Raw genomic sequence first — 26,909 nt, 5'->3', positions numbered from 1 at the left:
AATGACAGCCAGATGAAGGCTCACCTCCGCTCCCGGGCAGGGATATCCACTGCTTCAGAGGGCGAGACAGTGCGAGCGGATTGGCAATCGAGTGTAAGTTTCATCGCAGGCCGCTGGCGCTATGCGGCCGTCCGTGGTGTCGAGAGCCCGGCCAGTTCCGCTACGAAACACGCATGAATCCGTCGCCCATATGAATAAGGGCCGCTCTTCGCCGCCATCCCTGTCGGCGAAGGTTTCGTAGCGGGGCTGGCCGGGGCGACTATGGAAAGAGCTGTCGGCGCAGCGCTGGGGTATGCACAGGGCTTTGGGTTTCCCAGGCTGTTTCTTTCAAGCGCCGCCGCTGTTGACTGTGCGAATGCCAGGTGGCGGGACCGGGCCTTCGCTGCCAGGGATGGCGGCGAAGAGCTGCGGGGAGGTATTCACGCGTGCCCCGCCCCAGGCATTCGCACGGAGACGGTGATCTCAAGGCCGTACTGTACGACACACCATTGCCAGCCCGCTCGCAACGAGGCAGCGCTACGGCGAAGACACAGCGGAAGCGCCGACAGGGGTATGGCTTGCTTACAGGCGGAACATTTTCACCAGCCGCTGCAGGTTCCCTGCGAGCTGCGACAGTTCATTGCTGGTCTGCACATTCTGCCGTGAGGCTTCGCTGGTTTCCTCGGCGATCTGACTGACATTGGTGACATTGCGGTTGATCTCCTCGGCCACCGCGCTCTGCTCTTCCGCCGCCGAGGCGATCATGGCGTTCATGTCATTGATCGTGGCCACCGCCGTGGTGATCTGTTCCAGCGTATGCCCCGCGCTGCTCACCTGCTCCTTGCCGGCCTGCGCCTTGCTGCGGCTGCTGTCCATCACCGCGACGGCATTCGCCGCTCCCCCTTGCAGCTTCTCGATCATCGACTGGATCTCGCTGGTCGATTGCTGGGTACGCGATGCCAGCGTCCGCACCTCATCGGCGACCACGGCGAAACCACGCCCCTGCTCGCCCGCCCGGGCGGCCTCGATGGCGGCATTCAGCGCCAGCAGGTTGGTCTGCTCGGCGATGCTGCGGATGACATCCACCACGGAGCTGATATTGACGCTGTCCTGCTCCAGCTCATGAATGACCTGCGAAGCCCTGTCGACCTCCTCGGCCAGGGAGTCGATCGCGGAGACGGTCTGCGCAACCACCACCTTGCCACTGACGGCCTGCCGGTCGGCTTCGGAAGCCGCGTGCGCGGCACTGGCGGCGTTGCCCGCGACATCCTGCACGGTCGCCGACATTTCGTGCATGGCGGTGGCCACCTGGTCGGTTTCCAGTTGCTGGCGAGCGATGCCGCTGCCGGTCTGGGCACTGACGGTCGCGGTCTGCGTCGCCGCCGCCGCCAACTGTTCGACCGCCGCCGCCAGTTCCTGCACGGTGTTCTGGAAACGCATCGCCATTTCATTGAAAGCCTTGGCGATCAGGCCGATCTCATCCCTGCCGTCATAGCGCACCCGCGCCTGCAGATTGCCCTCGGCCAACTCCTCGGCGGCGCGCTCCACCGCCCAGACGCCACGCACGATACCGACGATGGTGGTCCTGGCCATGCAGAACGCCAGCAGCAGGGCCACCAACAGCCCTCCCAGCAGGCTGTACAGCAGCGTCATGAAGCGTTGCTCCGCCGCTTCATACAAGCCCTGCGCGGCGGCATGGTAGTGCCCGCTCAGTTCACGGGCGGTGGCATAGGCCGTGTTGAAGGCTGGATTGAGCTTGCCCAGCAGGATCGCGTTGCCGCCACTGAAGTCGCCCTGGCGCATGCTTTCGAGCACCGGGCGCACACTCTCGGTATAGGTCTGGAGCTGCCCGGCGAAGACCTCGCCCAGCGTCCGCAGCGCCGGATCCGTCTGCTCCTGTAGCGAGTATGCCTGCCGCAACCGCTCGATACGGGCCAGGCTGTCGGTCACCGCATCGAAGTGCATGTCCACGCCATGGTCGTGGCTCTTCTCGAATTCGCTGCCTGGCTGGTGCTGCAGGGCCAGCAACAATTGCACGCGGGACTGCTGCATCTGGTTGGTGATATCGCCCAACTGGTCGGTAGGCAACAGATTGCGCTGGTAAAGACCGATCAGGGTGTCGTTCCCCGTTCGCATTCCATTCAGCGCCGTGCCGGTCAACACGACGATCAGACCACAGAGCAATCCCACCAGCGCGATCAGACGAAACTTGATGGAGAAACGATTCAAACCTGCACACATGTTCATGACACCAGCCATTACCAGCCATAATGATTCGGCAATGATATCAAGGGCCATAGCCGGATGACTTGATCCAAAGCAGCCGGCTCGGCGATACGGCCAGTCGAGCGGAGAACAGGGCGCGCCTGGCGCTCCCCGTCCCATGCGGCCATTTAATACACGTCGCGCCTGTAGCGGCCATCCTCGACCAGTGCCCGCACCGCCTCAGCCCCCAACAGTTCCTGCAGTGTCTCATCGACACCAGCAGCCATACCGCCCAGGCTGCCACAGACATACAGCGCCGCCCCCTCGTCCAGCCACTCGCGCAAGCGCCCGGAGCGCTGCCGCAACAGGTCCTGGACATAGACCTTGGCAGCCTGGTCCCGGGAGAACGCCAGATCGAGGTGTTGCAGGTCACCGCCAGCCAGAGCCGCCTCCAACTCCATACCGCAGAAGAAATCGTGGGCCCGGCTGCGCTCCCCGAACAACAGCCAGTTGTTCCGCCGACCCGCCAGCACGCGCGCGCGCAGCAGCGAACGCAAGCCGGCCAGGCCGGTGCCGTTACCGATCAGGATCAACGGACGATCATCGTCCGGCAGGTGGAAACCGCTGTTACGCCGCAACCGCCCCGCAACCTGGCCGCCCTCCGCCAGGTAGGCCGTCAGCCAGCCGGAGCCGAGGCCCAGGCTGCCATCGCTGCGCCGCTCCTGCCGCACGATCAGCTCCAGCGCACCATCGGCGGCCACCGAGGCAATGGAATATTCACGCGCTCCCAGCGGCACCAGCGTATCGACCAGTGCCTGGGCATGCAGGCCGACCAGATGGCCGAAGGTATCCGGCAACTGCCGCTGGCACAGCGCCTCGACCAGGCTCGCCGGCAGTCCGTCCAGCATTACCGGCACCGTTCCATCGAGCCCATGGTGCAGCAGCCACTCCTCAACCCGCTCCTGCGGATGGCGTGGACGGATTTCCAGGATATCGCCGGCCTCCCAGGTCGTGAGCGGTGGCGGCGCCAGGGTAATATGGAAGACCGGCCCACCCTGGCTGCCCGGGTTGAGGCATTGCCGATGCAGCAGGGCCCAGTCGCGCCAGGGCGCCTCACTGAACGCCAGCGGGACCGTACCGGTCAGTTCGCCCAGGCGCTGCTGCCAGCGTTGCAGGGCGGCGTTATCCTCCGCGTCGACTTCGACACGCTCGCACAGGCTATGCGCCCCCTGCCGGCCCAGCCAGTCGTCGACACGCCGGGCAAAACCGCAGAAATGCCGATACTGCCGGTCCCCCAGCGCCAGCAGCGCATAGTTCAAGCGCTCCAGCGGCAAGCAAGAGCCGAGGACCCTGCGTTCGAAACCCTGCGCACTGTCCGGCGCCTCGCCATCACCGAAGGTACTCACCACGAACAACGCATTGCTCACCTGGCGCAGGCTGTCGCCATCGAGGCGCGACAGCGGCTCGACCCGCACGGGAATACCGGCGGCCTGCAACTGGCCGGCACTCTGCCAGGCAAGCTGTTCGGCATAGCCGCTCTGGCTGGCGAAGCCCACCAGCCAGCCCTCCGCCGACGTACTGCCCGCCAGTGCCCCGCGCGCCAACCGCACCGCGCGCTGCTTGCGCCGCCGGTCGAGGTAGAGTAGCCAGCCGGTGATGAAGAACAGCGGCATCGCCGCACTGGCCAGCAGCATCAGGATCCGCCCCGGCAGGCCGAAATACTCGCCCGAATGCAGGGCATAGACACTGGCCAGCAACTGCGCCCTGAAGCTCTTGTCGGCATAGCGCTCGTGGTGGCTGACCACACCGCTCTGCGGGTCGATGCGCAACTGGTTGAAGGCCCGCGCGTGTTCGGCATCGCGCAGCACGTAGGAAACCGTCGCCGGCTGCCCCGCCACCGGCGGCAGACGCAGGTTCCAGGCCGCCATGTCCGCCCCCACGGCCTGCCTGACGCCCTGCCAGAGCGCCACGTAGTCGACCTCCGGGGGCGTCGCGGCAGGCGCTGCCCGCTCGCCACGGCGGCCGCCGCCATCGCGCTGCTCGGCCGGGCTGTCCGACAGCAACCTGGTCAGCCCGTCACGGTACCAGCCATAGGACCAGTACAACCCGGTCAGGGCCGCGCACAGGTAGAACAGCAATACCCAGGTGCCGATCACCGCGTGCAGGTCCCAGTTGAAGCTACGGCCACTCTTCGCCCAGTCCAGGGTCAGCCAGGCGCGCCAGTTGCCGGCCTGGCGCGGCCAGCGCAGGTAGAGGCCGGAGAGGCAGAAAAAGATCAGCGCCAGGGTACTGGCCGCGGTGATCTGCTTGCCGATATCGCCCATTGCCAGCCAACGGTGCAGTTGCATCACCACCCGGAAGAACTCCTCGCCCAGCGGCTCGGCGAACAACTCTCCGGTATAGGGATCGAAATTGTGCATCGGGCCTCGCCGCTCACCCGCCGGCGGAGTCAGGAACACCCTGCCCGGGCCCTCATGCCGGCCATCCAGCCAGATCCCGCTGACCTTGTCGCCAGTGGCCGCCTCGACCTTCGCCACCAGCTCGGCCGGCTCCAGCCGGCCCTCTTCGCTCACCCGCACCTGCCAGCGATCGGCATTGAGCAGGCGCAGTATCTCGCCTTCGAAGCTGTAGAGGGCGCCGGTCACCCCCATGACGGCCAGCACCAGGCCGGCACTGATACCGAAGAACCAGTGCAACTGGAAGATGATTTTCTTGAGCACGATGTAACGGTCCTGATGTGAGCCATTGACGATGGGGCGCCACTATATATGAGAAGCATTCGTCCATGACCGTGTGTCGCGAAAATTGCAGGGCAATCGCGCTATCGGCTAAAGCCTTCGCTAAAAGCGCTGGACGGCTGGACGAAAGAGCGTGGCAACCGGTGTTTTTCGTCCAGCTTTCCAGCCTCCAGCGCTTTTATCGGTTCTTCAAGCGCATAACGCCAACCGCCACCCTGGAACGGGTGGTTGACGCTATAATCGCCGGCTTTGCCATGCACCCCATATTCATCAGGCACCGATCATGACCACCCAGGCCACCGAAGTCGCCAAGCGCCGCACATTCGCCATCATTTCCCACCCCGATGCGGGCAAGACCACCATCACCGAGCGCCTGCTGCTGATGGGCCAGGCCATCGCCGTGGCCGGCACGGTCAAGTCGCGCAAATCCGACCGGCATGCCACCTCCGACTGGATGGAAATGGAGAAACAGCGCGGTATCTCCATCACCACCTCGGTGATGCAGTTCCCCTATCGCGAGCACATGATCAACCTGCTCGATACCCCCGGCCACGAAGACTTCTCGGAAGACACCTACCGTACCCTGACCGCGGTGGACTCGGCGCTGATGGTGCTCGACGGCGGCAAGGGCGTCGAGCCGCGCACCATCGCCCTGATGGATGTCTGCCGGCTGCGCGATACGCCGATCGTCAGCTTCATCAACAAGCTCGACCGCGATATCCGCGACCCCATCGAACTGCTCGACGAGATCGAGGCGGTGCTGAAGATCAAGGCCGCCCCCATCACCTGGCCGATCGGCTGCTACCGGGACTTCAAGGGCGTCTACCACCTGAACGAAGACCGCATCGTCGTCTACACCCCGGGCCACGGCCATGAGCGCACCGAAGCCAGGATCATCGAGAAGCTGGACTCGGACGAAGCCCGCGCGCACCTGGGCGACATGTACGACGACTTCCTGGAACAACTGGAGCTGGTCCAGGGCGCTTGCCACGCGTTCGACGCCGAGGCCTTCCTCAAGGGCGAGATGACCCCGGTGTTCTTCGGCACGGCGCTGGGCAACTTCGGCGTCGACCATGTACTCGACGCCATCACCGACTGGGCGCCGCGCCCGCTGCCACGCGAAGCCAACGAACGCCTGGTGCTGCCGACCGAGGAGAAATTCAGCGGCTTCGTGTTCAAGATCCAGGCGAACATGGACCCCAAGCACCGCGACCGCATCGCCTTCATGCGCATCTGCTCGGGCCGCTACGAAAAAGGCATGAAGCTGCGCCACGTGCGCCTGGGCAAGGACGTGAAGATCGCCGACGCCCTGACCTTCTTCTCCTCCGAACGCGAACAGCTCGATGAAGCCTGGGCCGGCGACATCATCGGCCTGCACAACCACGGCACCATCCAGATCGGCGACACCTTCAGCGAAGGCGAAGCGCTCGGCTTCACCGGCATCCCGCACTTCGCCCCGGAACTGTTCCGCCGCGTGCGCCTGAAGGACCCGTTGAAGTCCAAGCAACTGCGCCAGGGCCTGCAGGAACTGGCCGAGGAAGGCGCCACCCAGGTGTTCTTCCCCGAGCGCAACAACGACATCATCCTCGGCGCTGTGGGTGTGCTGCAGTTCGACGTGGTCGCCAGCCGCCTGAAGGAGGAATACAAGGTCGAGTGCGCCTACGAGGCGATCAACGTCTGGTCGGCGCGCTGGATCGAGTGCAAGGACGAGAAAAAGCTCAAGGAGTTCAAGGACAAGGCCTACGAGAACCTGGCCATCGACGGCGGCGGCCACCTCACCTACCTGGCGCCGACCCGCGTGAACCTGAACCTGATGGAAGAACGCTGGCCGGATATCGACTTCCGCGCCACCCGTGAACACCACTAAATGCAGTTGTAAGCTGCAAGCGTCAAGTGGCTTGCAGCTTGCCGGATAGCGCCACCGGTTATTCAGGTGCGCGCGGCGCACCCGCCAGACCGCTTTTTGCGATACTCGATACAGCCGTAATCTGCCAGCCACAAGCGCCAAGTGGCTTGCAGCTTGCAGCTTGAGGCTACTCTATGAACCTGCCCAACCTCCTCGCCCGCCTGCATGCCATCCGCGACGCCAACCAGTGGCGGCCGTTCCACAATCCGAAGAACCTGGCCATGGCCGCCAGCGTGGAAATGGCCGAGCTGGTGGAGATCTTCCAGTGGCTGGAGCCCGAACAGGCGCGGCAACTGAGCGCAGAACAGCTCGAGCACGCCGGCCAGGAAGTCGCCGACGTCCTCATGTACCTGATGCTGCTGTGCAGCGAACTGGGCATCGACATGGAACAGGCGCTGCTGGCCAAGCTGGCCGACAACGAGCGGCGTTTCGCCCGATGAGCGACCGCCATTTCGACGAACTGGCCACACGTTTCGCCGAGAAGATCTACGGCGGCGCCAAGGGTGCGATCCGCCTGGCGGTATTGCAGGAAGACCTGGCCGAGGTGCTGCCGCAAAAGCCGTTGCGGGTACTCGATATCGGCGCCGGGCTCGGCCATATGAGCCTGTGGCTGGCGGCCCTGGGGCACTGCGTCACCCTGGCCGAGCCGGCCGCACCCATGCTCGATGGCGCACGCCAGCGCTTCAGCGAAGCGAACCTGCAGGCCCGTTTCATCCAGGCGCCGTGGCAGGAACTGGGTGCGCACCTCGACAGCCACTACGACCTGGTGCTGTGCCATGCGGTACTCGAATGGCTGGCCGAGCCCCAGGCGATCCTGCCGGCCCTGCACCGCTTCACCGCGCCTGGCGGCTGGCTGTCCCTGGCCTTCTACAACCGCGATGCGCTGATCTATCGCAACCTGCTGAAAGGCCATTTCAAGAAGCTGCGCAGCCAGGTCTATGCTGGAGAGGGCCAGAGCCTGACCCCACAGCAACCCCTGGACCCTCGCCTGCTGGACAAGCAACTCGAAGGGCTCTGGCAGGTCGAACATCGCAGCGGCATCCGTGTATTCCATGACTACATGCCTGCCGACTTCCAGGCACGCGCCGATACCCAGGCGCTGCTCGAAATGGAGCTGGCACACCGCCGCCACCCGGCTTTCGCAGGGCTGGGACGGTATCTACACTGGCTGTGCCGCCCACGCTGAAACCCGCCGGAGGAACAAGGCCATGACTTCCATACCCCTGTCGTCGAAATGGCTTCGCCTGGGCATCCTGACCTGCCTGGCATTGCTCACGGCCTGCCAGGGCAGCAACCCTTACCAGCCGCAAAGCGCCCCGCTGCCCGCCGAACCCCAGGGCACGCAGCGGATCGACGGCCCCTATCCCGCCGCTCCCCTGGCGTTCTCCAGCTACCGTAGCTGGAGCTGGCAGGCACGCCCCGCGTCCAGCGCTTCCATTGGCAGCGAGGAAATCCAGGAGATCATCGCCGATGCCCTGGAACAACGCGGCCTGCGCCCCGCCAGCGCACAAGCCCAGGCCGACCTGAAGCTGAAAGCCAGCGTCCGCCAGGAAAAACGCGTGCGCCAGGTCTATGACGACTACGGCACCTATTACGGCCATGGGCGCTACGGCAGGGACTACGGGGCCTGGGGACGCGCACCGGTAGTGCGCAACTATGAAGAGAATGTGCTGGTGGTCTACCTGGAGCTGCTGGACAGCCGCAACGGGCAGACCGTCTGGAGCAACCAGGCCGAGGCGCGCAGCAGCGACAAGCAGATGGAGCGGCGGGAGGCGCTACGCGATGCGACCCGCCGCGCCCTGGCCGACTACCCGCCGGGTTAGGGTCGCGTCACGGATCAAGCCGCGGTGGATAACAGCGGCTTTGCGTAGGGTGCGCAGCGCGCACCAGGGGATGGCGCCACGTCGAGCGTTCGCACGGCGCCCCCCGCATCAACCCTCGAGGCGTTGCGAGGCCTCGCGCAGCCACCGTCCCAACCGCTCCCGCAGCGATGCGTCATCCACTGCCAGCGCCTGACGGAAACCGCTTTCCAGCAGCGCCAGCGGATCGCCGATACCCGGCAGATTGAGGTGCCTGGGCTCGATCTCGTCGCCTGTACTGACCAGCAGGGCGAAATGAATGATGTTCTCCAGTTCCCGGGTATTGCCCGGCCAGGAATAGGCCTCCAGGGTCCGTTGCGCCCTCTCGCCGATGATAGGGAACGCCAGGCCCAGCCGCTGCGCATGGATGCCGAGGAAATACTCGGCCATCGGCAGGATATCGCCCACTCGCTCGCGCAGCGGCGGCAGGCTCAACAGGCCATCGCCAAGGTACTGGTAGAGCCGCTCGCTGAACTTGCCCGCCGCGACGGCCTGGGCCAGGTCGATACTGGTGGCCGCCACCACCCGCACATCGACCGGCGTGGCGCGATTGGCACCGACCCGCAACACCTCGCCGGTTTCCAGCGCCTGCAGCAGTTGCTCCTGCAAGCCCAGTGACAGATCGCCGATCTCGTCGAGATAGAGCGTGCCGCCATTGGCCGAACCGAACCAGCCGGCACGACCAGCCACGGTGCTTTCCTGGCCGGCCGTGACGTAGCCGAACAACTCCGCCTGGGCGGTGCGCGCCCCGAGGCCGCTGCAACTCAGCGCCACGAACAGGCCGGAACGTTCGCTGGCATTGTGGATATGACGCGCCAGCAGCTCCTTGCCGCTGCCGGTTTCACCCTGTATCAGCACCGGAGCCGGGCGGATCGCCAGCCGCTCGACCTCCTTGCGCAGCTCGCGCGAACGCGGGTCGACGAACACCAGTGCCTTGGCACGAATGCTCAGTGGGCTTCTTTCCGCATCGGGAAAGGTCAGCAGGGGTTGCTGGGGTACTGCGGGGCGACTCATCGTGCTCTCCTGAGAATGAGCCAGCAGGCTCGGTGTAACGACTGCGCAGCCTTCAAGCCCGACGCCTTGCCAGTTGTTCGATGCGCCGTTGCAATCGGTATAGATAAACGAAACCCTGCTCCCAGCGCCGATGCCCGGACTTGACATTGATATGACCGGCATCGGTAAGGATCGCCGCCTCGGCGCCCCAGCCACGAGCCAACTCCAACGCCCGGGCAGCGCTTGCCGCCGAATCGTTGTCGGAGCCGACCAGTTGGCAGGGAAACGGCAGCGGCTGCAGCGGAATCGGTGCGAAGCCCTGCAAGGCGGGCGGGCAAGCCGGGCGCTCGACATCGGCAGGGGCGACCAGCAGGGCACCACGCACCTTCGCCAGCACATCACTGCTGGCCCGGGCCGCCCAGCGCGCCACCGTGACGCAACCGAGGCTGTGGGCGATCAGGATCACCGGGGTATTCTCGGCGAGGATACTGTCCTCCAGCGACTGCACCCAGCTTTCCGCATCGGGCTGGTCCCAGTCCCGTTGCTGCACCCTACCGGCATTCGGCAGGCAACGCTGCCAATGGCTCTGCCAGTGCTCTTGCGGCGACCCCTGCCAGCCGGGCAGGATCAGGTAACGAATGCTCTGGCTGCGCATGGCACACCTCTCGGAACTGGATTTGGCACCAGTCTAGAGCGGCAGGGACAGCATGTTAAGGAATAAGAAATTATTTGTTTATTCCAAAAAAAACAAATCAATACCGATGAAAACGCCACCCGAGGAAACACCTTGCCAGGTTCCTGGACGCAGGAGCGGCGGCAAGCGGCAGGCTGGAAGCCACAGCGGGGTGCGCTTCACCTCAAGCCCATCGGCCCGCCGCGAAACCTGCCGCCTCAATCGGCCAGGCGCCAGGTCGTCCCGCCCTTGCCGTCCTCGAGCACCACGCCCAGTCCGACCAGTTGGTCGCGAATGCGGTCCGACTCGGCCCAGTTCTTCTCCGCCCGCGCCTGCAGGCGCGCGGCCACAAGGGCTTCGACCTGTTGCGCATCGACCTTGCCGGCCGCCTGCCCCTGCAGGAAGACATCCGCCTCCAGGCCCAGCACCCCGAGGCTGTCGGCCAGCTCCCGCAGACGGGCCGCCAGCCCGGCGGCGGCCGCCGCATCGCCGTCGCGCAAGCGGTTGATCTCGCGCGCCAGCTCGAACAGCACGGCGCAGGCTTCCGGAGTATTGAAGTCGTCATCCATGGCGGCGGCACCTGCGGCAGGCCACGCAACGCCTGGTAGAAACGCTCCAGCGCGGCACGCGCCTCGCGCAGGCTGTCTTCCGAATAGTTGATCGGGCTGCGGTAGTGGCTGGACACCAGCAGGTAGCGCACCACTTCCGGATGATATTTCTCCAGCACCTCGCGGATGGTGAAGAAGTTGCCCAGGCTCTTGGACATCTTCTCGCCATCCACCCGCACCGCGCCGGCATGCATCCAGGCATTGGCGTAAGGCTTGCCGGTGGCCGCCTCGCTCTGCGCGATCTCGTTCTCGTGGTGCGGGAACACCAGGTCCGGCCCGCCGCCATGGATATCGAAGGTATCGCCCAGGCAGCAGGTGGACATCACCGAGCATTCGATATGCCAGCCCGGACGCCCGGCGCCCCAGGGCGACGGCCAGCTCGGCTCGCCGGGCTTGGCGCCCTTCCACAGGGCGAAGTCCAGCGGATCGTCCTTGGCCTCGTCCACTTCGACCCGCGCGCCGATGCGCAGGTCCTCGATCCTGCGCCGCGACAGCTTGCCGTAACCGGCGAACCTGCCGACCCGGTAGTAGACATCGCCGTTGCCGGGGGCATAGGCGAAGCCCTTGTCGATCAGCGTGCGGATCATCGCCTGCATGCCGTCGATATGCCCGGTGGCACGCGGCTCGATGTCCGGGCGCAACACGTTCAGGCGCGCTTCGTCCTCGTGCATGGCGGCGATCATGCGTTCGACCAGTGCCTCGAACGGCTCGCCGTTGTCATTCGCGCGGCGGATGATCTTGTCGTCGATATCGGTGATGTTGCGCACATAGGTCACCTCGTAGCCGCGCGCGCGCAGCCAGCGCGTCACCACGTCGAAGGCGACCATCACCCGCGCATGGCCGATATGGCAGAAGTCATAGACGGTCATGCCGCAGACATACAGCCGCACCTGGTTGCCGACCAGCGGCCTGAAGGGCTCCTTGGTCTTGCTCAGGGTGTTGTAGATCGACAGGGCCATCACTGCCCTCCCCAGGAGTCGCGCAGGGTCACAGTGCGGTTGAACACCAAGGCATCCGGCCCACTGTCGCGGGAGTCGGCGCAGAAGTAGCCCTCGCGCTCGAACTGGAAACGCTCCTGCGGCGTGGCGCTGGCCAGCGACGGCTCGGCGCGGCAGCCCTGGAGGACGACCAGCGAGTCCGGGTTGATATTGTCGAGGAAACTGCCGCCCTGTTCGGCCTTCTCCGGGTTGGCCGACTTGAACAACCGGTCGTACAGGCGTACTTCGCACTCGATGCTCTCGGCCAGCGGCACCCAGTGGATCACCCCCTTGACCTTGCGGCCCTCGGGGTTCTTGCCCAGGGTGTTCTCATCGTAGCTGCAGCGCAGTTCGACGATATTGCCGGCGGCATCCTTCAGCGCCTCGTCGGCACGGATCACGTAGCTGCCGCGCAGGCGCACTTCCCCGCCAGGGACCAGGCGCTTGTAGCCGGCCGGGGGATTTTCCTCGAAGTCGCTGGCGTCGATGTAGATCTCGCGGGAGAACGGCAGCACCCGCACGCCGATGTCCTGCTTGGGATGACGCGGCAGTTGCAGTTGCTCGACCTGGCCTTCGGGATAGTTGGTGATCACCACCTTGAGCGGCTTGAGCACGCACATGGCACGGGCGGCGTTGGCATCCAGGTCGTCGCGGATGGCGAACTCCAGCATACCGACATCCACCACGCCACCGGCGCGGTTGACGCCGATCATGTCGCAGAAGGTACGGATCGACGCCGGCGTATAGCCGCGCCGGCGGAAGCCGCTCAGCGTGGACATGCGCGGATCGTCCCAGCCGTTTACGTGCCGCTCGTCCACCAGTTGCTTGAGCTTGCGCTTGCTGGTGACGGTGTAGTTCAGGTTCAGCCGGGCGAACTCGTACTGGCGCGGCCGCACCGGTACCGGCAGGTTTTCCAGGAACCACTCGTAGAGCGGGCGGTGGTCCTCGAACTCCAGGGTGCAGATCGAGTGGGTGACGCCCTCGATGGCATCCGACTGGCCATGGGTGAAGTCATAGCTCGGGTAGATGCACCATTTGTCGCCGGTCTGGTGGTGGTGGGCATGGCGAATCCGGTAGAGGATCGGATCGCGCAGGTTCATGTTCGGCGAAGCCATGTCGATCTTCGCCCGCAGCGCGCGCGCGCCATCGGGGAACTCGCCGGCCTTCATGCGCGCGAACAACTCGAGGTTCTCCGCGACGGAGCGCTCGCGGAACGGGCTGTCGCGGCCCGGCTCGGTCAGGCTGCCACGGTATTCGCGGGCCTGCTCCGGGGTCAGGTCGCAGACGTAGGCCTTGCCGGCCTCGATCAGATACACCGCCCAGGCATGCAACTGCTCGAAGTAGTCCGAGGCGTAATGCTCGTCGCCCGCCCACTTGAAGCCCAGCCACTCGACATCCGCCTTGATCGCGTCGATGTACTCCTGGTCCTCCTTGGCCGGGTTGGTATCGTCGAAACGCAGGTTGCACTGGCCGCCGAATTCCTCGGCCAGGCCGAAGTTCAGGCAGATCGACTTGGCATGGCCGATATGCAGGTAGCCATTGGGCTCAGGAGGGAAACGCGTGATGATCTTCGCGTGCTTGCCGGCATCCAGGTCGGCCTGGACGATGGCGCGGAGAAAGTTGGTGGCGGCGGTGATCTCGGGCTTGCTCATGATGTCCTTAATGGTCTGCGGGTACGCGGCCTCGAGACGTTTCAAGGTAGGCCGGTCGGAATAAAGGGCTTATGATAGCGAACCCGTCAACCCCCTGACAGAGCAAAGCGCCAGGCCGTGGTGCCAGGCGTTCACATAGTGCCCAACGACAAGCCCGACAGACTACGGAAACCCAGATGATCAAACTGCACACCAATCACGGCGACATCACCATCGAACTGTTCGAGGACAAGGCCCCGGAAACCGTGGCCAACTTCAAGGAGTACGTGAAGAGCGGCCACTACGACGGCACTATCTTCCACCGCGTGATCGGCAACTTCATGATCCAGGGCGGCGGTTTCGAGCCCGGCATGAAACAGAAGGCCACCCGCGCGCCGATCAAGAACGAAGCCAACAACGGCCTCTCCAACAAGACCGGCACCCTGGCCATGGCCCGCACCATGGACCCTCACTCCGCTTCCGCGCAGTTCTTCATCAACGTCAAGGACAACGACTTCCTCGACCACAGCGCCCCCACCACCCAGGGCTGGGGCTATGCCGTATTCGGCGCGGTAACCGAGGGCCTGGAAGTGCTGGAAAGCATCAAGAACGTGCCGACCACCATGAAATCCGGCCACCAGGACGTGCCGGTCGAAGACGTGATCATCGAGAAAGCCGAAATCATCGAATGATCCTGCTGATCTCCGATCTGCATCTGCAACAGGAACGCCCGGACATCACCCGGGCGTTCGCCCGCTTCCTCGAACAACGCGCCCGCCAGGCATCGGCCCTGTATATCCTTGGCGACTTCTTCGAAGCCTGGGTCGGCGACGATGCCATGAGCGACTTTCACCACTACATCGCCAGCCTGCTGCGCCAGCTCGGCGAAAGCGGCACCCAGGTATTCCTGATGCACGGCAACCGGGACTTCCTGCTCGGCAAGGCATTCTGCCGCGAGGCGGGCTGCCGCCTGCTACCCGATCCATACCGCCTGGAAATCGCCGGAGAACCCGTCCTGCTGAGCCATGGCGATGCCCTGTGCAGCCGCGATATCGCCTACATGCGCCTGCGCCGCTGGCTGCGCAACCCGCTGAGCCTACTGATCCTGCGCAACCTGCCACTGGCTACGCGGCAGAAGCTGGGGCGCAAGCTGCGCTCGAAAAGCCGCGAACAGACCCGCATGAAAGCCAGCGATATCGTCGATGTCACGCCGCAGGAAGTGACCAGGCTGATGCAACGCCAGCATGTACGCACCCTGATCCACGGCCATACCCACCGCCCTGCGGAACACCCGCTACGGATCGACGGGCAAAGCGCCCGCCGCATCGTTCTTGGCGACTGGGACAATAATGGCTGGGCGCTGCAGGTCGACGAACAGGGCTTCCACCAGGCGCCTTTCCCCCTCGAAGCCTGAACGCAGCGACGGGCTTCAATCTAGAGCATGCGCACGGTTATCGGCGGCAGCGAATCATGCTTGCGACTGCTCGCTCGCCGGCACCCCACTGTGGAAGCGGAACTCGCTGTCCGGGCTTTCGATCAGTTCGCGCTCCACCGCCCTTACCCGCTCGATCACCTGATCCACGTCGGCGGCCTCGCCATACTGATAGGCGAAGCGCAGGTAATTCTGGAAATGCCGCGCCTCGGACTTCAGCAGGCCGAAGTAGAACTTGCCCAGTTCATCGTCCAGATGCGGCACCAGCGACTCGAAGCGCTCGCAGGAACGCGCCTCGATAAAAGCGCCCACCACCAGGGTATCCACCAGCCTGCAGGGCTCATGGCTGCGCACCACCTTGCGCAGCCCGGAGGCATAGCGACTGGCCGAGATGGGCCGCAGCGCGACCTTGCGCCGCTTCATCAAACGCAGCACCTGCTCATGGTGCACCAGCTCTTCCCGGGCCAGACGCGACATGTAGTTCACCAGGTCGATATGCAGGTTGTAGCGAGCGATCAGGCTCAGTGCCGTCGAAGCGGCCTTGAACTCGCAATTCTTGTGATCGATCAGCATCACATCCTGCTCGGCCAGGGCTGCCCGCACCCAGCCATCGGGCGTACGGCAACCCAGGAATTCATGGATTTCAGGCAGCACGGCAACGTTCCTCGAACGATTCAGGGGGCCGCATTATACGGAGCCCCTCGCAGGAGGCACGGGTGAAAATGCCGCCGGACTGATACACGTCATCCAAACCGGCCGCCAATTGCCTATAGTGGACAGTATCCAGACCGGAAACGGAGCCGATCATGCAAGCCATCCGCTGCATTCTCGTAGTAGTCGATCCCACCTTGCCGGAAGCGCTGGCGCTCAGGCGAGCCCACCTGATTTCCAGTATCAGCCAGTCGCACCTGCACCTGCTGCTGTGCGACGCACGCCCGGAACAGAGCGCCTACCTGGAGAATCTGCGCGAAAGCCTGGAGCAACAGGGCCATAGCGTCTCCATCCGCCGAGCCTGGGACGGCAGCGTGCACCAGACCATCATCAACGCACAGCAGGCCGAAGGCTGCGGCCTGGTGATCAAGCAGCACGTCCCGGACAATCCGCTGAAACGCGCCCTGCTCACCCCCGACGACTGGAAACTGCTGCGCTATTGCCCCTGCCCGGTGCTGATGGTGAAAACCGACCGCTCCTGGGCGGGCGGCAACGTCCTCGCCGCCGTGGATGTCGGCAACGCCGACGACGAACACCGTACCCTGCACAGCAGTATCGTCGACCATGGCTACGACATCGCCGCGCTGGCCGGCGGGCAATTGCATGTGATCAGCGCTCACCCGGCGGCGATGCTGTCGGCGGCCGACCCGGCCTTCCAGTTGAAGGAAACCATCGAGGCACGCTACCGGGACGCCTGCCGGCAGTTCCAGAGCGAGTTCGACATTCCCGACGACCACCTGCATATCGAGGAAGGCCCGGCCGATGCGCTGATCCCCTATGCCTGCAATCGGCTGGATGCCGTCGTCACCGTGCTGGGGACGGTGGCACGCACCGGCTTCTCTGGCGCACTGATGGGCAACACCGCCGAAGTGGTGCTGGACGCGCTGGAAAGCGATGTACTGGTACTCAAGCCCGATGACATCATCGAACATCTGGAGGAACTGGTCGCCCAGCGCTGATACCGCCTATCCGCTGGAGGCGCCCGGCGTACCCCGGGGCGATCGTGCGATGTCGTTATCCAGGGCAATGCGCTTCGATAAAGCCGCCGGAGACTGGAACGCTGGACAAGAGATAGCGGCGGCCCCACGCTTGCGTCCAGCCTCCAGCGCTATTGCATCCGCAAGAACGGTCTTTGCCCACCAAGCAGTGCATCGCCGGCCACAAAAGCTTCGCGGGCAAGCCCGCCCCTGCCAATACTTTACCGGTGGATCGATAGATCCAAATTCCGCTCATACGCAGGGCCACAGGCTGGCACATAACGAACGAACACTATTGGCAATCCGCATCGCTGCATCTTCATACCAGACGAAACATAACCACTTGATATCCGGCAATATAAAAAAGACATATATAGCGATTGGCCATATACTGGCGCCTGGGAGCCTGGATCGACTGATCCACTACCGAGACAACATGTTCATTCAAGCCCTGACACCGCGCCCCGCCTGGCAATCCGCAAATCCAGAGACTTCAGGATCGTGAGCAAAAGCCTTTCCCGCACGGACATTCAGCAGAACAAGCAGGCCTCCTCAGTCGAGTGAAAGACCGATACCCACAAACGACAAAGACAAACTTATGGCGTCATAAAAACAATTAACGAGTACAAACAGCCCCCATCAAGAAAAAGCAGATAGATGGGTAGCCGGCTACTCGGCTCCATATATCGGCCTGCATATGACGACACAATGATTCACAGATAAATATACGATGAAGGAGCACTCCCGAATGAAGATCAGTACACGCCTGGCCCTGGGTTTCGGCCTGATGCTGGCGCTTATGGTCGCTGTCGCCCTGGTGGGCAGCCGCGAGGTGGGGATCATCGACGCGACCCTGACCGAGATCACCGACGTCAACGCCCTCAAACAGCGCCAGGCGATCAACTTCCGCGGCAGCGTGCACGATCGGGCCATTGCCCTGCGCGACCTGGTCCTGCTGGATGACGAAGCCGAGCTGGAGAAGACCCTGGCGGAAATCGACCGGCTGACCCTGCAGTACACCGAAGCGGCCAAGGAGCTGGATACCCTGTTCGCCAACCCCAGCCAGGTAAATGCCGAGGAGCGTGATTTGCTGGAGGCGATCAAGGCGGTCGAAGCCAAGACCCTGCCTCTCATCGAGCGCATCATGCACGGCTATCATGCCGGCAGCCTACGGACCGTCACCGAAACCCTGGTACGCGATGCTCGCCCGGCCTTCCGCGAATGGCTGGCCAGCATCAACCACTTCATCGATTGGCAGGAACAAAAGAGCCAGCAGGAAACCGAACTGGCCCGTTCGGTGGCAGGCAACTTCACCATCCTGATGATCATCTCCTGCATCATCGGCCTGCTGATCGGCAGCACGGTGGCCTACCGGATCATCCTGCACCTGCAGAACAACCTCGGCGGCGAACCGGCCGACGTGGCCAGCACCGTGCAGCGCATCGCCAACGGCGACCTGAACATGACGGTCGACGACCGGCGCACGAACAGCATCCTGGCCAATATCGGCGGCATGCAGCAGAGCCTGCGCGAGATGATCGGCCAGATCAGCAGCGCGGCCCACAACATCAGCGCAGGGGTAGGCCACCTTGGCCAGTCGACCCGCAGCGTACTGAGCTCCGCGGAAGAACAGGCCTCCCTGTCCACCGCCTCGGCGGCGAGCATCGAAGAGATGACCGTCAGCATCAACGAGGTTTCGCTGATCGCCCGTCACACCGAGGAAAATTCGGCGAAGGCCGCCGAATTGTCGAGCAGCAGTGTGGAACTGGTAAGGAACGCCGCCGGAGAGATGGCCACGGTGGCCCGTACCGTGGCCGACTCATCCGAACAGATCGCCTCCCTGCAACGCCGCTCGGAAGAGATAGCCGGCATCGCCGGGGTGATCCGCGCCATCGCCGACCAGACCAACCTGCTGGCCCTGAACGCCGCGATCGAAGCCGCCAGAGCGGGCGAAAACGGCCGGGGCTTTGCGGTGGTCGCCGACGAAGTGCGCTCCCTGGCACAACGCACCACCACCGCGACAGCGGACATCGCCCGGATGATCGAACTGATCCAGAGCGAAACCCGCGACGCCGTGGCCGCCATGCACACCACCGGGCCACAGGTCGAGCACGGCCTGGAACTGGCCAACCAGGCGGCGGAGCGCCTCGACGAGATTCACCATCAATCCACCGACTCGCTCAACAACGTGCGGGACGTGGTGCGGGCCGCCGAACAGCAGGTAGCGGCCATCAACGAGATCGCCCGCAATGTCGAGCAGATCGCAGCGATGTCGCGGGACACTTCCGAAGCCATCCAGAGCAATACCGCCGCCACCCAGGCCCTGGAAAGCATCGTCCAGACCCTGGAAAGCCAGGTGCAACGTTTCCATATCAGTTGAAGCCAGGCGTTCGCCGGGAAACTGGCGCGCCTGCCGCCACAGCGCAGGGTGCCAGCCCCGGACAACGCCCGGAACCATCGCAGTTATCGGCCCGCCAGCACCTCGCGCAGAAAACCCGGCGCGATATAACGCTCATAATGCGCCTCGGACAGCAGGAAGAATTCCCGGTCGATGGCATCGCGCAGGCGCGGCAGCTCCCAGCCCCTGAACTCCGGCAGCAGCGCCACGCCATAGGCTTCCGTCTGCTGGATCAGGCGCGCGCCGCGGGCAATCAATTGATAGGCCCAGCAATAGGGCGACTGCTCGGGCACGAAACGCACGTTGCGGCCCTGCAACTGGCTACGCAGCAAGTCGCTGTCGAACACCTCGAGCTTGGCCATCATCACCTGCACCAGCAGCACCTCGAGCCGGCGGCAGACCGAGCGCTTCTGCTCCTCGTCGTAGGCGTTCCAGTTCACCACCTCATGATGGAAACGCTTGCAGCCACGACAGACCAGATCGCCATAGACCGTCGAGCAGAGACCGACACAGGGGGTTTTGATACGCGAAGAAGACATGGGGAGCGAAACGTCGATACGAACGGTAGCGGCATCTTAGACTTTTGTCCTAGCAGGGTCACCCCGCGCGCCCCCGAAAGTATTGCAAGCCAGGTGCCACGCAGCTCCGGCACGGATCGCCGACAGACGGCAGAAAGCCTTGCCGACGGTGTTGCGGCTTAACTTTATGATGCCGATCCAGTAGAATCGGCACGCCGTTTTCGGCACCACTATCCTTGCGAAGCTGTTTTCAAAGCGTCACGGCACAGTTGAACCGGTCCAGAGCCGGGTGCGCGCCCCCTCCTCCGCCACCCGCTCTCATCGACCCGGCGTAAAACTTTGAAAGCAGCTTCCGGATGAGCGTCCCGCTCCACCATGGGACCAATGATGAGGGTAAAAACTGTGCTTGAAGCCTACCGCAAACACGTAGAAGAGCGTGCCGCCCAGGGTATCGTGCCCCAGCCGCTGAACGCCGAACAAACCGCAGGTCTGGTCGAACTGCTGAAGAATCCTCCAGCAGGCGAAGAAGCCTTCCTGCTCGATCTGATCACCAATCGCGTACCACCGGGAGTCGACGAAGCCGCCTACGTCAAGGCCGGCTTCCTGTCCGCCATCGCCAAGGGCGAGGCGACTTCCCCGCTGATCGACAAGAAGCACGCGGTCGAACTGCTCGGCACCATGCAGGGCGGCTACAACATCGCCACCCTGGTCGAACTGCTGGACAACGCCGAACTGGCCGAGATCGCCGGCGAGCAATTGAAGCACACCCTGCTGATGTTCGACGCCTTCCACGATGTCGCGGAACGCGCCAAGGCCGGCAACGCCATCGCCAAGTCGGTACTGCAGTCCTGGGCCGACGGCGAATGGTTCAAGAACCGCCCGGCCCTGGCCGAGAAAATCACCCTGACCGTGTTCAAGGTGACCGGCGAAACCAACACCGACGACCTGTCGCCCGCGCCTGACGCCTGGTCGCGCCCCGACATCCCGCTGCACGCGCTGGCCATGCTGAAGATGGCCCGCGACGGCATCGAGCCGGACGCTCCCGGTTCCGTCGGCCCGCTGAAGCAGATGGAAGCCCTGAAGGAAAAAGGCTTCCCGGTCGCCTACGTCGGCGACGTGGTCGGCACCGGCTCTTCGCGTAAATCCGCCACCAACTCGGTGCTGTGGTTCTTCGGCGACGACATCCCGAACGTACCGAACAAGCGCGCCGGCGGCTTCTGCTTCGGCACCAAGATCGCGCCGATCTTCTACAACACCATGGAAGACGCCGGCGCCCTGCCGATCGAATTCGACTGCACCAACCTAGCCATGGGCGACATCATTGATGTCTACCCGTACAAGGGCGAAGTACGCCGCCACGGCAGCGACGAGCTGGTCACCAGCTTCGAACTGAAAACCGACGTGCTGCTCGACGAAGTCCGCGCCGGCGGCCGTATCCCGCTGATCGTCGGCCGTGGCCTGACCGACAAGGCCCGCGCCGAACTGGGCCTCGGCCCGGCGGACCTGTTCAAGAAGCCGGTTGCCCCCGCCGACAGCGGCAAGGGCTTCAGCCTGGCGCAGAAGATGGTCGGTCGCGCCTGCGGCCTGCCGGAAGGCCAGGGCGTGCGCCCAGGCACCTACTGCGAACCGAAGATGACCACCGTCGGCTCCCAGGACACCACGGGCCCGATGACCCGCGACGAGCTGAAGGACCTGGCCTGCCTGGGCTTCTCCGCCGACCTGGTGATGCAGTCCTTCTGCCACACCGCGGCCTATCCGAAGCCGATCGACGTCACCACCCACCACACCCTGCCGGACTTCATCATGACCCGCGGCGGCGTGTCCCTGCGTCCGGGCGACGGCATCATCCACAGTTGGCTGAACCGCATGCTGCTGCCGGATACCGTCGGTACCGGTGGTGACTCCCACACCCGCTTCCCGATCGGCATCTCCTTCCCGGCCGGTTCCGGCCTGGTCGCCTTCGCCGCCGCCACCGGCGTAATGCCGCTGGACATGCCGGAGTCGGTACTGGTGCGCTTCAAGGGCAAGCTGCAACCGGGCATCACCCTGCGCGACCTGGTGCATGCGATCCCCTACTACGCGATCCAGTCGGGCCTGCTGACCGTCGAGAAGAAGGGCAAGAAGAACATCTTCTCCGGCCGCATCCTGGAGATCGAAGGCCTCAACGAACTGACCGTCGAGCAAGCCTTCGAACTGTCCGACGCCTCGGCCGAACGCTCGGCTGCCGGTTGCACCATCAAGCTGCCGGAAAAAGCCATCGCCGAGTATCTGCAGTCCAACATCACCCTGCTGCGCTGGATGATCAGCGAAGGCTACGGTGACCCGCGCACCCTGGAACGTCGTGCACGCGCCATGGAAGCCTGGGTGGCCAACCCGCAACTGCTGGAAGCCGACAAGGACGCCGAATACGCCGCCGTCATCGAGATCGACCTGGCCGACGTCAAGGAGCCCGTGCTCTGCGCACCGAACGACCCGGACGATGCCCGCCTGCTGTCCAGCGTCCAGGGCCAGAAGATCGACGAAGTCTTCATCGGCTCCTGCATGACCAACATCGGTCACTTCCGCGCCGCCGGCAAGCTGCTGGAAAAGGTCAAGGGTGGCATCCCGACCCGTCTGTGGCTGGCTCCGCCAACCAAGATGGACGCCCACCAACTGACCGAGGAAGGCTACTACGGTATCTACGGCAAGGCTGGCGCGCGCATGGAAATGCCAGGCTGCTCGCTGTGCATGGGTAACCAGGCACGCGTACAGACCGGTTCCACCGTGGTCTCCACCTCGACCCGTAACTTCCCCAACCGCCTGGGCGATGCGACCAACGTGTTCCTGGCTTCCGCCGAACTGGCCGCGGTCGCGTCGATCATCGGCAAGCTGCCGACCGTCGAGGAGTACATGGAATACGCGAAGAACATCGACAGCATGGCTGCCGATATCTATCGCTACCTGTCCTTCGACCAGATCGCCGAATTCCGCGAGTCCGCGGAAAAGGCCAAGATCCAGGTCGTCGAAGTCTGATAACCCGGACGACATGACATCCGCCCAGGGTGTCATGAGCTGAAAACAAACGCCCCGCCCCGTTCGGGGCGTTTGCATTTATGGCTTCACGCCGCTCTGTGACTGGGCATCGGCCCTCCGCAGCGGTAGGATACCGGCACACCAAGCCGACGCCCGGTCCCGGAACAGCATGCCGATACCGGACAGGCCTGTCGGCAGCAAATCGACCGGGGACACCTCATCCAATGGAATTCGTCGTCAAAAGCGCCAAAGCCACAACCCTGAAAACCGACATCCTGGTCCTGCCCGTCGCCGAAGGCGGCGTGCTGGACAACACCGCGCAGGAAATCGACAACCTCGCCAGCGGCGCACTCAAGACCGCCCTAGAACGTGGCGACCTGACCGGCAAGGTCGGCCAGACACTGCTGCTGCAAGGGCTCGCCGGCCTCAAGGCCGAACGGGTACTGCTGCTGGGGACCGGCCAGGATGCCGAACGCAACGTCCGCCAATGGCGCAAGATCGCTTCCGCACTGCTCGGCGCCCTGAAGAACCTCAATGGCCGTGATGCCGTGCTGGCTCTGCAGGATGTGCGGGTCAGCGACCTGGACAGCTACGCCAGCGCCCGCCAGGTGGTGGAGATCCTCGCGGACGGCCAGTACGTCTTCGACCGCTTCAAGAGCAGCAAGGCCCCGGCCCGCAACCTGAAGAAAGTCACCCTGCTTGGCGGGCGTGACGAACAGGCACAACTGAAGCGCGCCGCCCAGCATGGCAAGGCGATCGCCAACGGCATGGCGCTGACCCGCGACCTCGGCAACCTGCCGCCGAACGTCTGCAATCCGGTCTACCTGGCCGAACAGGCGCAAGCCCTGGCCGACGAATACAAGAGCCTCAAGGTCGAGATCCTCGACGAGAAGAAACTCGCCAAACTCGGCGCCGGCTCCTTCCTCGCCGTAGCCCAGGGCAGCGAGCAACCGCCGCGCCTGATCGTCCTGCAATACAACGGCGGCAAGAAGGACGAGCGCCCCTACGCCCTGGTCGGCAAGGGCATCACCTTCGACACCGGCGGCATCAGCCTCAAGCCGGGGTTGAACATGGACGAGATGAAGTACGACATGGGCGGCGCCGCCAGTGTCTTCGGCACCTTCCGCGCCATCCTCGAACTGCAGTTGCCGATCAACGTGGTGGGCGTCCTGGCCTGTGCCGAGAACATGCCCAGCGGTGGTGCCACCCGCCCCGGCGACATCGTCACCAGCCTGAGCGGCCAGACCATCGAAATCCTCAACACCGACGCCGAAGGCCGCCTGGTGCTGTGCGATGCACTGACCTACAGCGAACGCTTCAAGCCACGCGCGGTGATCGACATCGCCACCCTGACCGGCGCCTGCATCGTCGCCCTCGGCAGCAACACATCGGGCCTGCTGGGCAACGACGACGAGTTGCTGCAGCAACTGCTGCAGGCCGGCAACCAGGCCTATGACCGCGCCTGGCAACTGCCGCTGTTCGATGAGTACCAGGAGCAGCTCGACAGCCCCTTCGCCGACATCGCCAATATCGGCGGGCCAAAAGCCGGCACCATTACCGCCGCCTGCTTCCTCTCGCGCTTCACCAAGAACCTTTCCTGGGCGCACCTGGACATCGCCGGCACCGCCTGGATCAGCGGCGGCAAGGACAAGGGCGCCACTGGCCGCCCGGTCCCGCTGCTGACCCAGTACCTGCTGGACCGGGCAGGCTGAGCATGCCGACAGGCCTCGGCAGGTCGCGCCGATGACCCGCATCGACTTCTACGTACTGCCGGACAGTGATCCGGCAGGCCGTCTGCGCGCGGCCTGCAAACTGACGCTGAAAGGCTGGCAGCACGATATGCCGGTCTTTATCCGCTGCCAGGACGAACAGCAGTGCGACACGCTGGACGAGCTGCTGTGGAGCTTTCGCAGCGAGCGCTTCATCCCCCACGACCTGCACCAGGACAATCCCCAGACACCGGTCGCCATCGGACTGGAGCAGGCCCCCGGGCATCCCCAGGGCCTGCTGATCAACCTCGGCGCGACCCTCTCGCCCCATGTCGACCAGTTCAGTCGCGTGATAGAGATCGTCAACCAGCAGCCCGAACTGTTGGCCCGCTGTCGCGAGAATTTCCGCCATTACCGCCAACGGGGCTATGCTCCACAACGACTCGACCTCTGATGGACGGCAGTACACTGAAAACCCACATGCACACGAAGACCTCCCCCGCCCCGGCCCTGCTGGAGGACCTGGAATCCATCCGCGCCCTGCTCGATGAAAACATCGAGCCGCCCCTGCTGACCAATACCGTGGAAAGCACCGGCCCATGTGTGCTCAGCGTGGTCCAGGCCAGCGAGGAAGCGAAGGAGGCACGCCCGTCCCCTGCCCGCACGGCCTTCCGCGACCTGGCCGAACGCCATATCGACCATGAGTTGCGCGTCTCCGCGCAATCGATCCTGCAAGAAGTCATCGACGAATTCATCCCGCAGATCGAAGCCGAACTGAAACGCCGCCTGGAGCCGACCATAGAACGCCTGGTTCGTCCCGGCCAACTCTAGGGTCTCGTTGACGTTTCGTCGCACTCCACGCTGTCGCACAGCAGACAGGCGCGTTCCTGCCGCCAAGAAACAGCCTTTTCAATCAAAGAGCTATTTCTTGTTTCATGAGAGTGTGCCTGGCCATGAAGCCGTAGAGCGCGATCTCGGTATCCTCGTATCCGTGCGGATGCCTGGTGGCGGAACGGGGCACGCGTGAATACATCGCCATCCCCGGCGGCGAAGACCCCGCCCGCCACCCGGCATCCACACAGCCACTGTCGACGGCACCTGAAAGAAACAGCCTGGGAAACCGAAAGCCCTACGAATGACTCGGGCATCGGGCGACGGCGCTTTCCATAATCGCCCCGGTATTCGCCGCAAGCCCGGACATCGCCGGCGACATACGAAAGGCTCACAGCACTACGGCGAAAGCGCCCCCTGTTGCTCGACAGCCGCCACTTCGAAGATCCTGGCGCCGCCAGGCATCACGCCAGAGGATGCCCTGCACGCCGCTCGGCCATCAGTGTCAGGCGCGACATCGCCAGCGCCAGCAGACTGCAACCGCAGATCACCAGCGCCATGGGCAGGGTGCTGCCGTCATGCAGAAAGCCCACGGCACTGGCTGCACAGGCGGCGATGCCGAACTGCAGGCTGCCGAGCAACGCCGACGCACTCCCGGCATGGCGGCCCTGGCCAGCCATGGCGCAAGCCGAGGTATTGGGCATCAGGATACCCAGGCAAGCCATACCACCGAACAATGGCAGCAACAGCGGCCACAGGTTTTCGGGACGGGCCAGGGCGACGATCAGCAGCAACACACCGCAACTGCAATAGAACCAGGCGATACGCCTGGCCCAGTATCCCGGCCCACGGCGCGCCACCAACCAGGCATTCACCTGGGCGAACAGGATGAAACCCGCGGCATTCAGACCGAACAGCCAGCCGTAGTACTCGCTCGGGACACCATACAATTCGATGAAAACGAAGGGCGAGCCGGCGATATAAGCGAACATGCCGGCCATCGCCAGGCCACCGGTCAGCGCATGCCCGACGAACGGCAGGTCCCGGAAAAGCCGCCGGTATTCTCCAAGGGCGCCACGCAGAGGTGCGGACGGTTGCCGCGGGTCCAGGGTTTCCGGAAGCCACAGGTTTACTGCCAGCAGGCAGAATACGCCGAAAAAGCCGAGTATGAAGAAGATCGCCTGCCAGCCCGCCAGATTGAGTAGCAGCCCACCCGCCAAAGGCGCCAGGATCGGTGCCAACCCCATGACCAGCATCAACTGGGAGAACACCCGGGCCGAGGTGATCGGATCGCAGAGATCGCGCACGATCGCACGCGAGATCACCATTCCGGCACAGCCGCCGAGCGCCTGGACAAAACGCGCCGCGATCAGCCAGTGCAGGCTGGGCGCGAACGAGCAGGCGAACGAGGCCAGCGTGAACAGTGCAATTCCCAGCAACAAGGGCCTGCGCCGCCCATAGCGATCCGCCAGTGGCCCATAGACCAGTTGCCCTACCGCCAGGCCGACGAAATAGACCGCCAGAGTCAGTTGCACCTGCTCGACATCCGTGGCGAAACCTTCAGCCAGGGCCGGGAAAGCGGGCAGATAAAAGTCGATGGCCATGGGGCCGAAAGCACTCAGTGCTCCCAGTATCAGGAGAATCCGAAAAGGCATAAGAAGCTCACGAACAGAAGAAAAAGTCGCACGGCTTGGCAAAAGCGCGGGCAAGCGGGCGATTTACAAGACCGGCAGATGCTGTTACATACAGAGT

General features: G+C 64.1%; 20 protein-coding genes and 1 pseudogene. 12 read left to right on the top strand and 9 right to left on the bottom strand.

Features of this window, described 5'->3' with window-relative positions; translation table 11 throughout:
• Positions 1–561 precede the first annotated feature (561 nt).
• Positions 562–2,220, bottom strand: a complete 1,659-nt coding sequence (locus DNJ95_RS03675; RefSeq protein ID WP_131183361.1) for a methyl-accepting chemotaxis protein — start codon at positions 2,218–2,220, stop codon at positions 562–564.
• Positions 2,221–2,372: 152 nt separating this feature from the next.
• Positions 2,373–4,904, bottom strand: a complete 2,532-nt coding sequence (locus tag DNJ95_RS03670; protein ID WP_131183360.1) for a PepSY domain-containing protein — start codon at positions 4,902–4,904, stop codon at positions 2,373–2,375.
• 301 nt (positions 4,905–5,205) lie between these two features.
• Between DNJ95_RS03670 and DNJ95_RS03665 the strand changes: the two genes are divergently transcribed.
• The 4 genes from DNJ95_RS03665 to DNJ95_RS03650 all read left to right on the top strand — a co-directional run bounded on the left by DNJ95_RS03665 (position 5,206) and on the right by DNJ95_RS03650 (position 8,651).
• Entirely contained in the window at positions 5,206–6,789 is a 1,584-nt protein-coding gene (locus tag DNJ95_RS03665) for a peptide chain release factor 3 (protein ID WP_131183359.1), read from the top strand.
• Between the two features lie 173 nt (positions 6,790–6,962).
• Positions 6,963–7,268, top strand: a complete 306-nt coding sequence (locus DNJ95_RS03660; protein ID WP_131183358.1) for a nucleotide pyrophosphohydrolase — start codon at positions 6,963–6,965, stop codon at positions 7,266–7,268.
• Entirely contained in the window at positions 7,265–8,014 is a 750-nt protein-coding gene (locus tag DNJ95_RS03655; protein ID WP_131183357.1) for a methyltransferase domain-containing protein, read from the top strand. The genes DNJ95_RS03660 and DNJ95_RS03655 overlap by 4 nt, the downstream gene beginning before the upstream one ends.
• Before the next feature lie 22 nt (positions 8,015–8,036).
• Positions 8,037–8,651 (top strand): DUF4136 domain-containing protein, encoded by a 615-nt coding sequence (locus tag DNJ95_RS03650; protein WP_131183356.1) that lies wholly within the window; start codon positions 8,037–8,039, stop codon positions 8,649–8,651.
• 108 nt (positions 8,652–8,759) lie between these two features.
• Here DNJ95_RS03650 and DNJ95_RS03645 read toward each other — a convergent pair whose 3' ends face one another.
• The 4 genes and pseudogenes from DNJ95_RS03645 to DNJ95_RS03630 form a co-directional block, all read right to left on the bottom strand.
• The gene (locus tag DNJ95_RS03645) at positions 8,760–9,701 is read right to left on the bottom strand and encodes a sigma 54-interacting transcriptional regulator (protein ID WP_131183355.1); all 942 of its coding nucleotides are present in this window, start codon (positions 9,699–9,701) and stop codon (positions 8,760–8,762) included.
• A 52-nt stretch (positions 9,702–9,753) separates the two neighbouring features.
• Entirely contained in the window at positions 9,754–10,335 is a 582-nt protein-coding gene (locus DNJ95_RS03640) for an RBBP9/YdeN family alpha/beta hydrolase (protein ID WP_131183354.1), read from the bottom strand.
• 236 nt (positions 10,336–10,571) lie between these two features.
• Positions 10,572–11,920 (bottom strand): annotated as a pseudogene (gene cysS / locus DNJ95_RS03635) (cysteine--tRNA ligase).
• Positions 11,920–13,590, bottom strand: a complete 1,671-nt coding sequence (locus DNJ95_RS03630) for a glutamine--tRNA ligase/YqeY domain fusion protein (RefSeq protein ID WP_131183353.1) — start codon at positions 13,588–13,590, stop codon at positions 11,920–11,922. Before DNJ95_RS03630 ends, cysS begins: the two are co-directional and overlap by 1 nt.
• 176 nt (positions 13,591–13,766) lie before the next feature.
• Between DNJ95_RS03630 and DNJ95_RS03625 the strand changes: the two genes are divergently transcribed.
• Both DNJ95_RS03625 and lpxH read left to right on the top strand, forming a co-directional pair.
• Complete coding sequence (locus DNJ95_RS03625; RefSeq protein ID WP_131183352.1) at positions 13,767–14,261, top strand: peptidylprolyl isomerase; 495 nt, start codon at positions 13,767–13,769, stop codon at positions 14,259–14,261.
• Positions 14,258–14,983 (top strand): UDP-2,3-diacylglucosamine diphosphatase, encoded by a 726-nt coding sequence (gene lpxH, locus DNJ95_RS03620; protein ID WP_131183351.1) that lies wholly within the window; start codon positions 14,258–14,260, stop codon positions 14,981–14,983. Before DNJ95_RS03625 ends, lpxH begins: the two co-directional genes overlap by 4 nt.
• Positions 14,984–15,037: 54 nt before the next feature.
• Here the strand turns inward: lpxH and DNJ95_RS03615 are convergent, their stop codons facing one another.
• Positions 15,038–15,655 carry a MiaE family protein gene (locus DNJ95_RS03615; protein ID WP_131183350.1) on the bottom strand — a complete coding sequence of 206 codons (618 nt, stop codon included), beginning with the start codon at positions 15,653–15,655 and terminating at the stop codon, positions 15,038–15,040.
• Between the two features lie 152 nt (positions 15,656–15,807).
• Here DNJ95_RS03615 and DNJ95_RS03610 point away from each other — a divergent pair, with 152 nt between their 5' ends.
• Together DNJ95_RS03610 and DNJ95_RS03605 are read left to right on the top strand one after the other, a co-directional pair.
• Positions 15,808–16,671 (top strand): universal stress protein, encoded by an 864-nt coding sequence (locus tag DNJ95_RS03610; protein WP_131183349.1) that lies wholly within the window; start codon positions 15,808–15,810, stop codon positions 16,669–16,671.
• Positions 16,672–17,437: 766 nt separating this feature from the next.
• Positions 17,438–19,069, top strand: a complete 1,632-nt coding sequence (locus DNJ95_RS03605) for a methyl-accepting chemotaxis protein (RefSeq protein ID WP_165491538.1) — start codon at positions 17,438–17,440, stop codon at positions 19,067–19,069.
• 83 nt (positions 19,070–19,152) lie between these two features.
• On the opposite strand, the gene DNJ95_RS03600 is transcribed toward DNJ95_RS03605, so the two are convergent.
• Positions 19,153–19,626, bottom strand: coding sequence for a DUF1289 domain-containing protein (locus DNJ95_RS03600; RefSeq protein ID WP_131183347.1), 474 nt, complete (start codon positions 19,624–19,626; stop codon positions 19,153–19,155).
• A 381-nt stretch (positions 19,627–20,007) separates the two neighbouring features.
• Here DNJ95_RS03600 and acnB point away from each other — a divergent pair, with 381 nt between their 5' ends.
• The 4 genes from acnB to DNJ95_RS03580 all read left to right on the top strand — a co-directional run bounded on the left by acnB (position 20,008) and on the right by DNJ95_RS03580 (position 25,157).
• A complete protein-coding gene (gene acnB / locus DNJ95_RS03595; RefSeq protein WP_131183393.1) occupies positions 20,008–22,617 on the top strand; it encodes a bifunctional aconitate hydratase 2/2-methylisocitrate dehydratase in 2,610 nt (869 codons plus the stop codon).
• A 224-nt stretch (positions 22,618–22,841) separates the two neighbouring features.
• Positions 22,842–24,329, top strand: a complete 1,488-nt coding sequence (locus tag DNJ95_RS03590) for a leucyl aminopeptidase (RefSeq protein ID WP_131183346.1) — start codon at positions 22,842–22,844, stop codon at positions 24,327–24,329.
• 31 nt (positions 24,330–24,360) lie between these two features.
• Positions 24,361–24,780: a DNA polymerase III subunit chi gene (locus tag DNJ95_RS03585; protein ID WP_131183345.1), complete on the top strand. Its 420-nt coding sequence runs from the start codon at positions 24,361–24,363 to the stop codon at positions 24,778–24,780.
• A gap of 26 nt (positions 24,781–24,806) precedes the next feature.
• Entirely contained in the window at positions 24,807–25,157 is a 351-nt protein-coding gene (locus DNJ95_RS03580; protein ID WP_131183344.1) for a DNA polymerase III subunit chi, read from the top strand.
• Between the two features lie 464 nt (positions 25,158–25,621).
• Here DNJ95_RS03580 and DNJ95_RS03575 read toward each other — a convergent pair whose 3' ends face one another.
• A complete protein-coding gene (locus DNJ95_RS03575; protein ID WP_131183343.1) occupies positions 25,622–26,812 on the bottom strand; it encodes a multidrug effflux MFS transporter in 1,191 nt (396 codons plus the stop codon).
• Positions 26,813–26,909: the final 97 nt, after the last annotated feature.

The sequence above is a fragment of the Stutzerimonas kirkiae genome, assembly GCF_004327335.1.
Lineage (GTDB): Bacteria > Pseudomonadota > Gammaproteobacteria > Pseudomonadales > Pseudomonadaceae > Stutzerimonas > Stutzerimonas kirkiae.
This window is presented reverse-complemented; position numbering and strand designations above follow the sequence as displayed.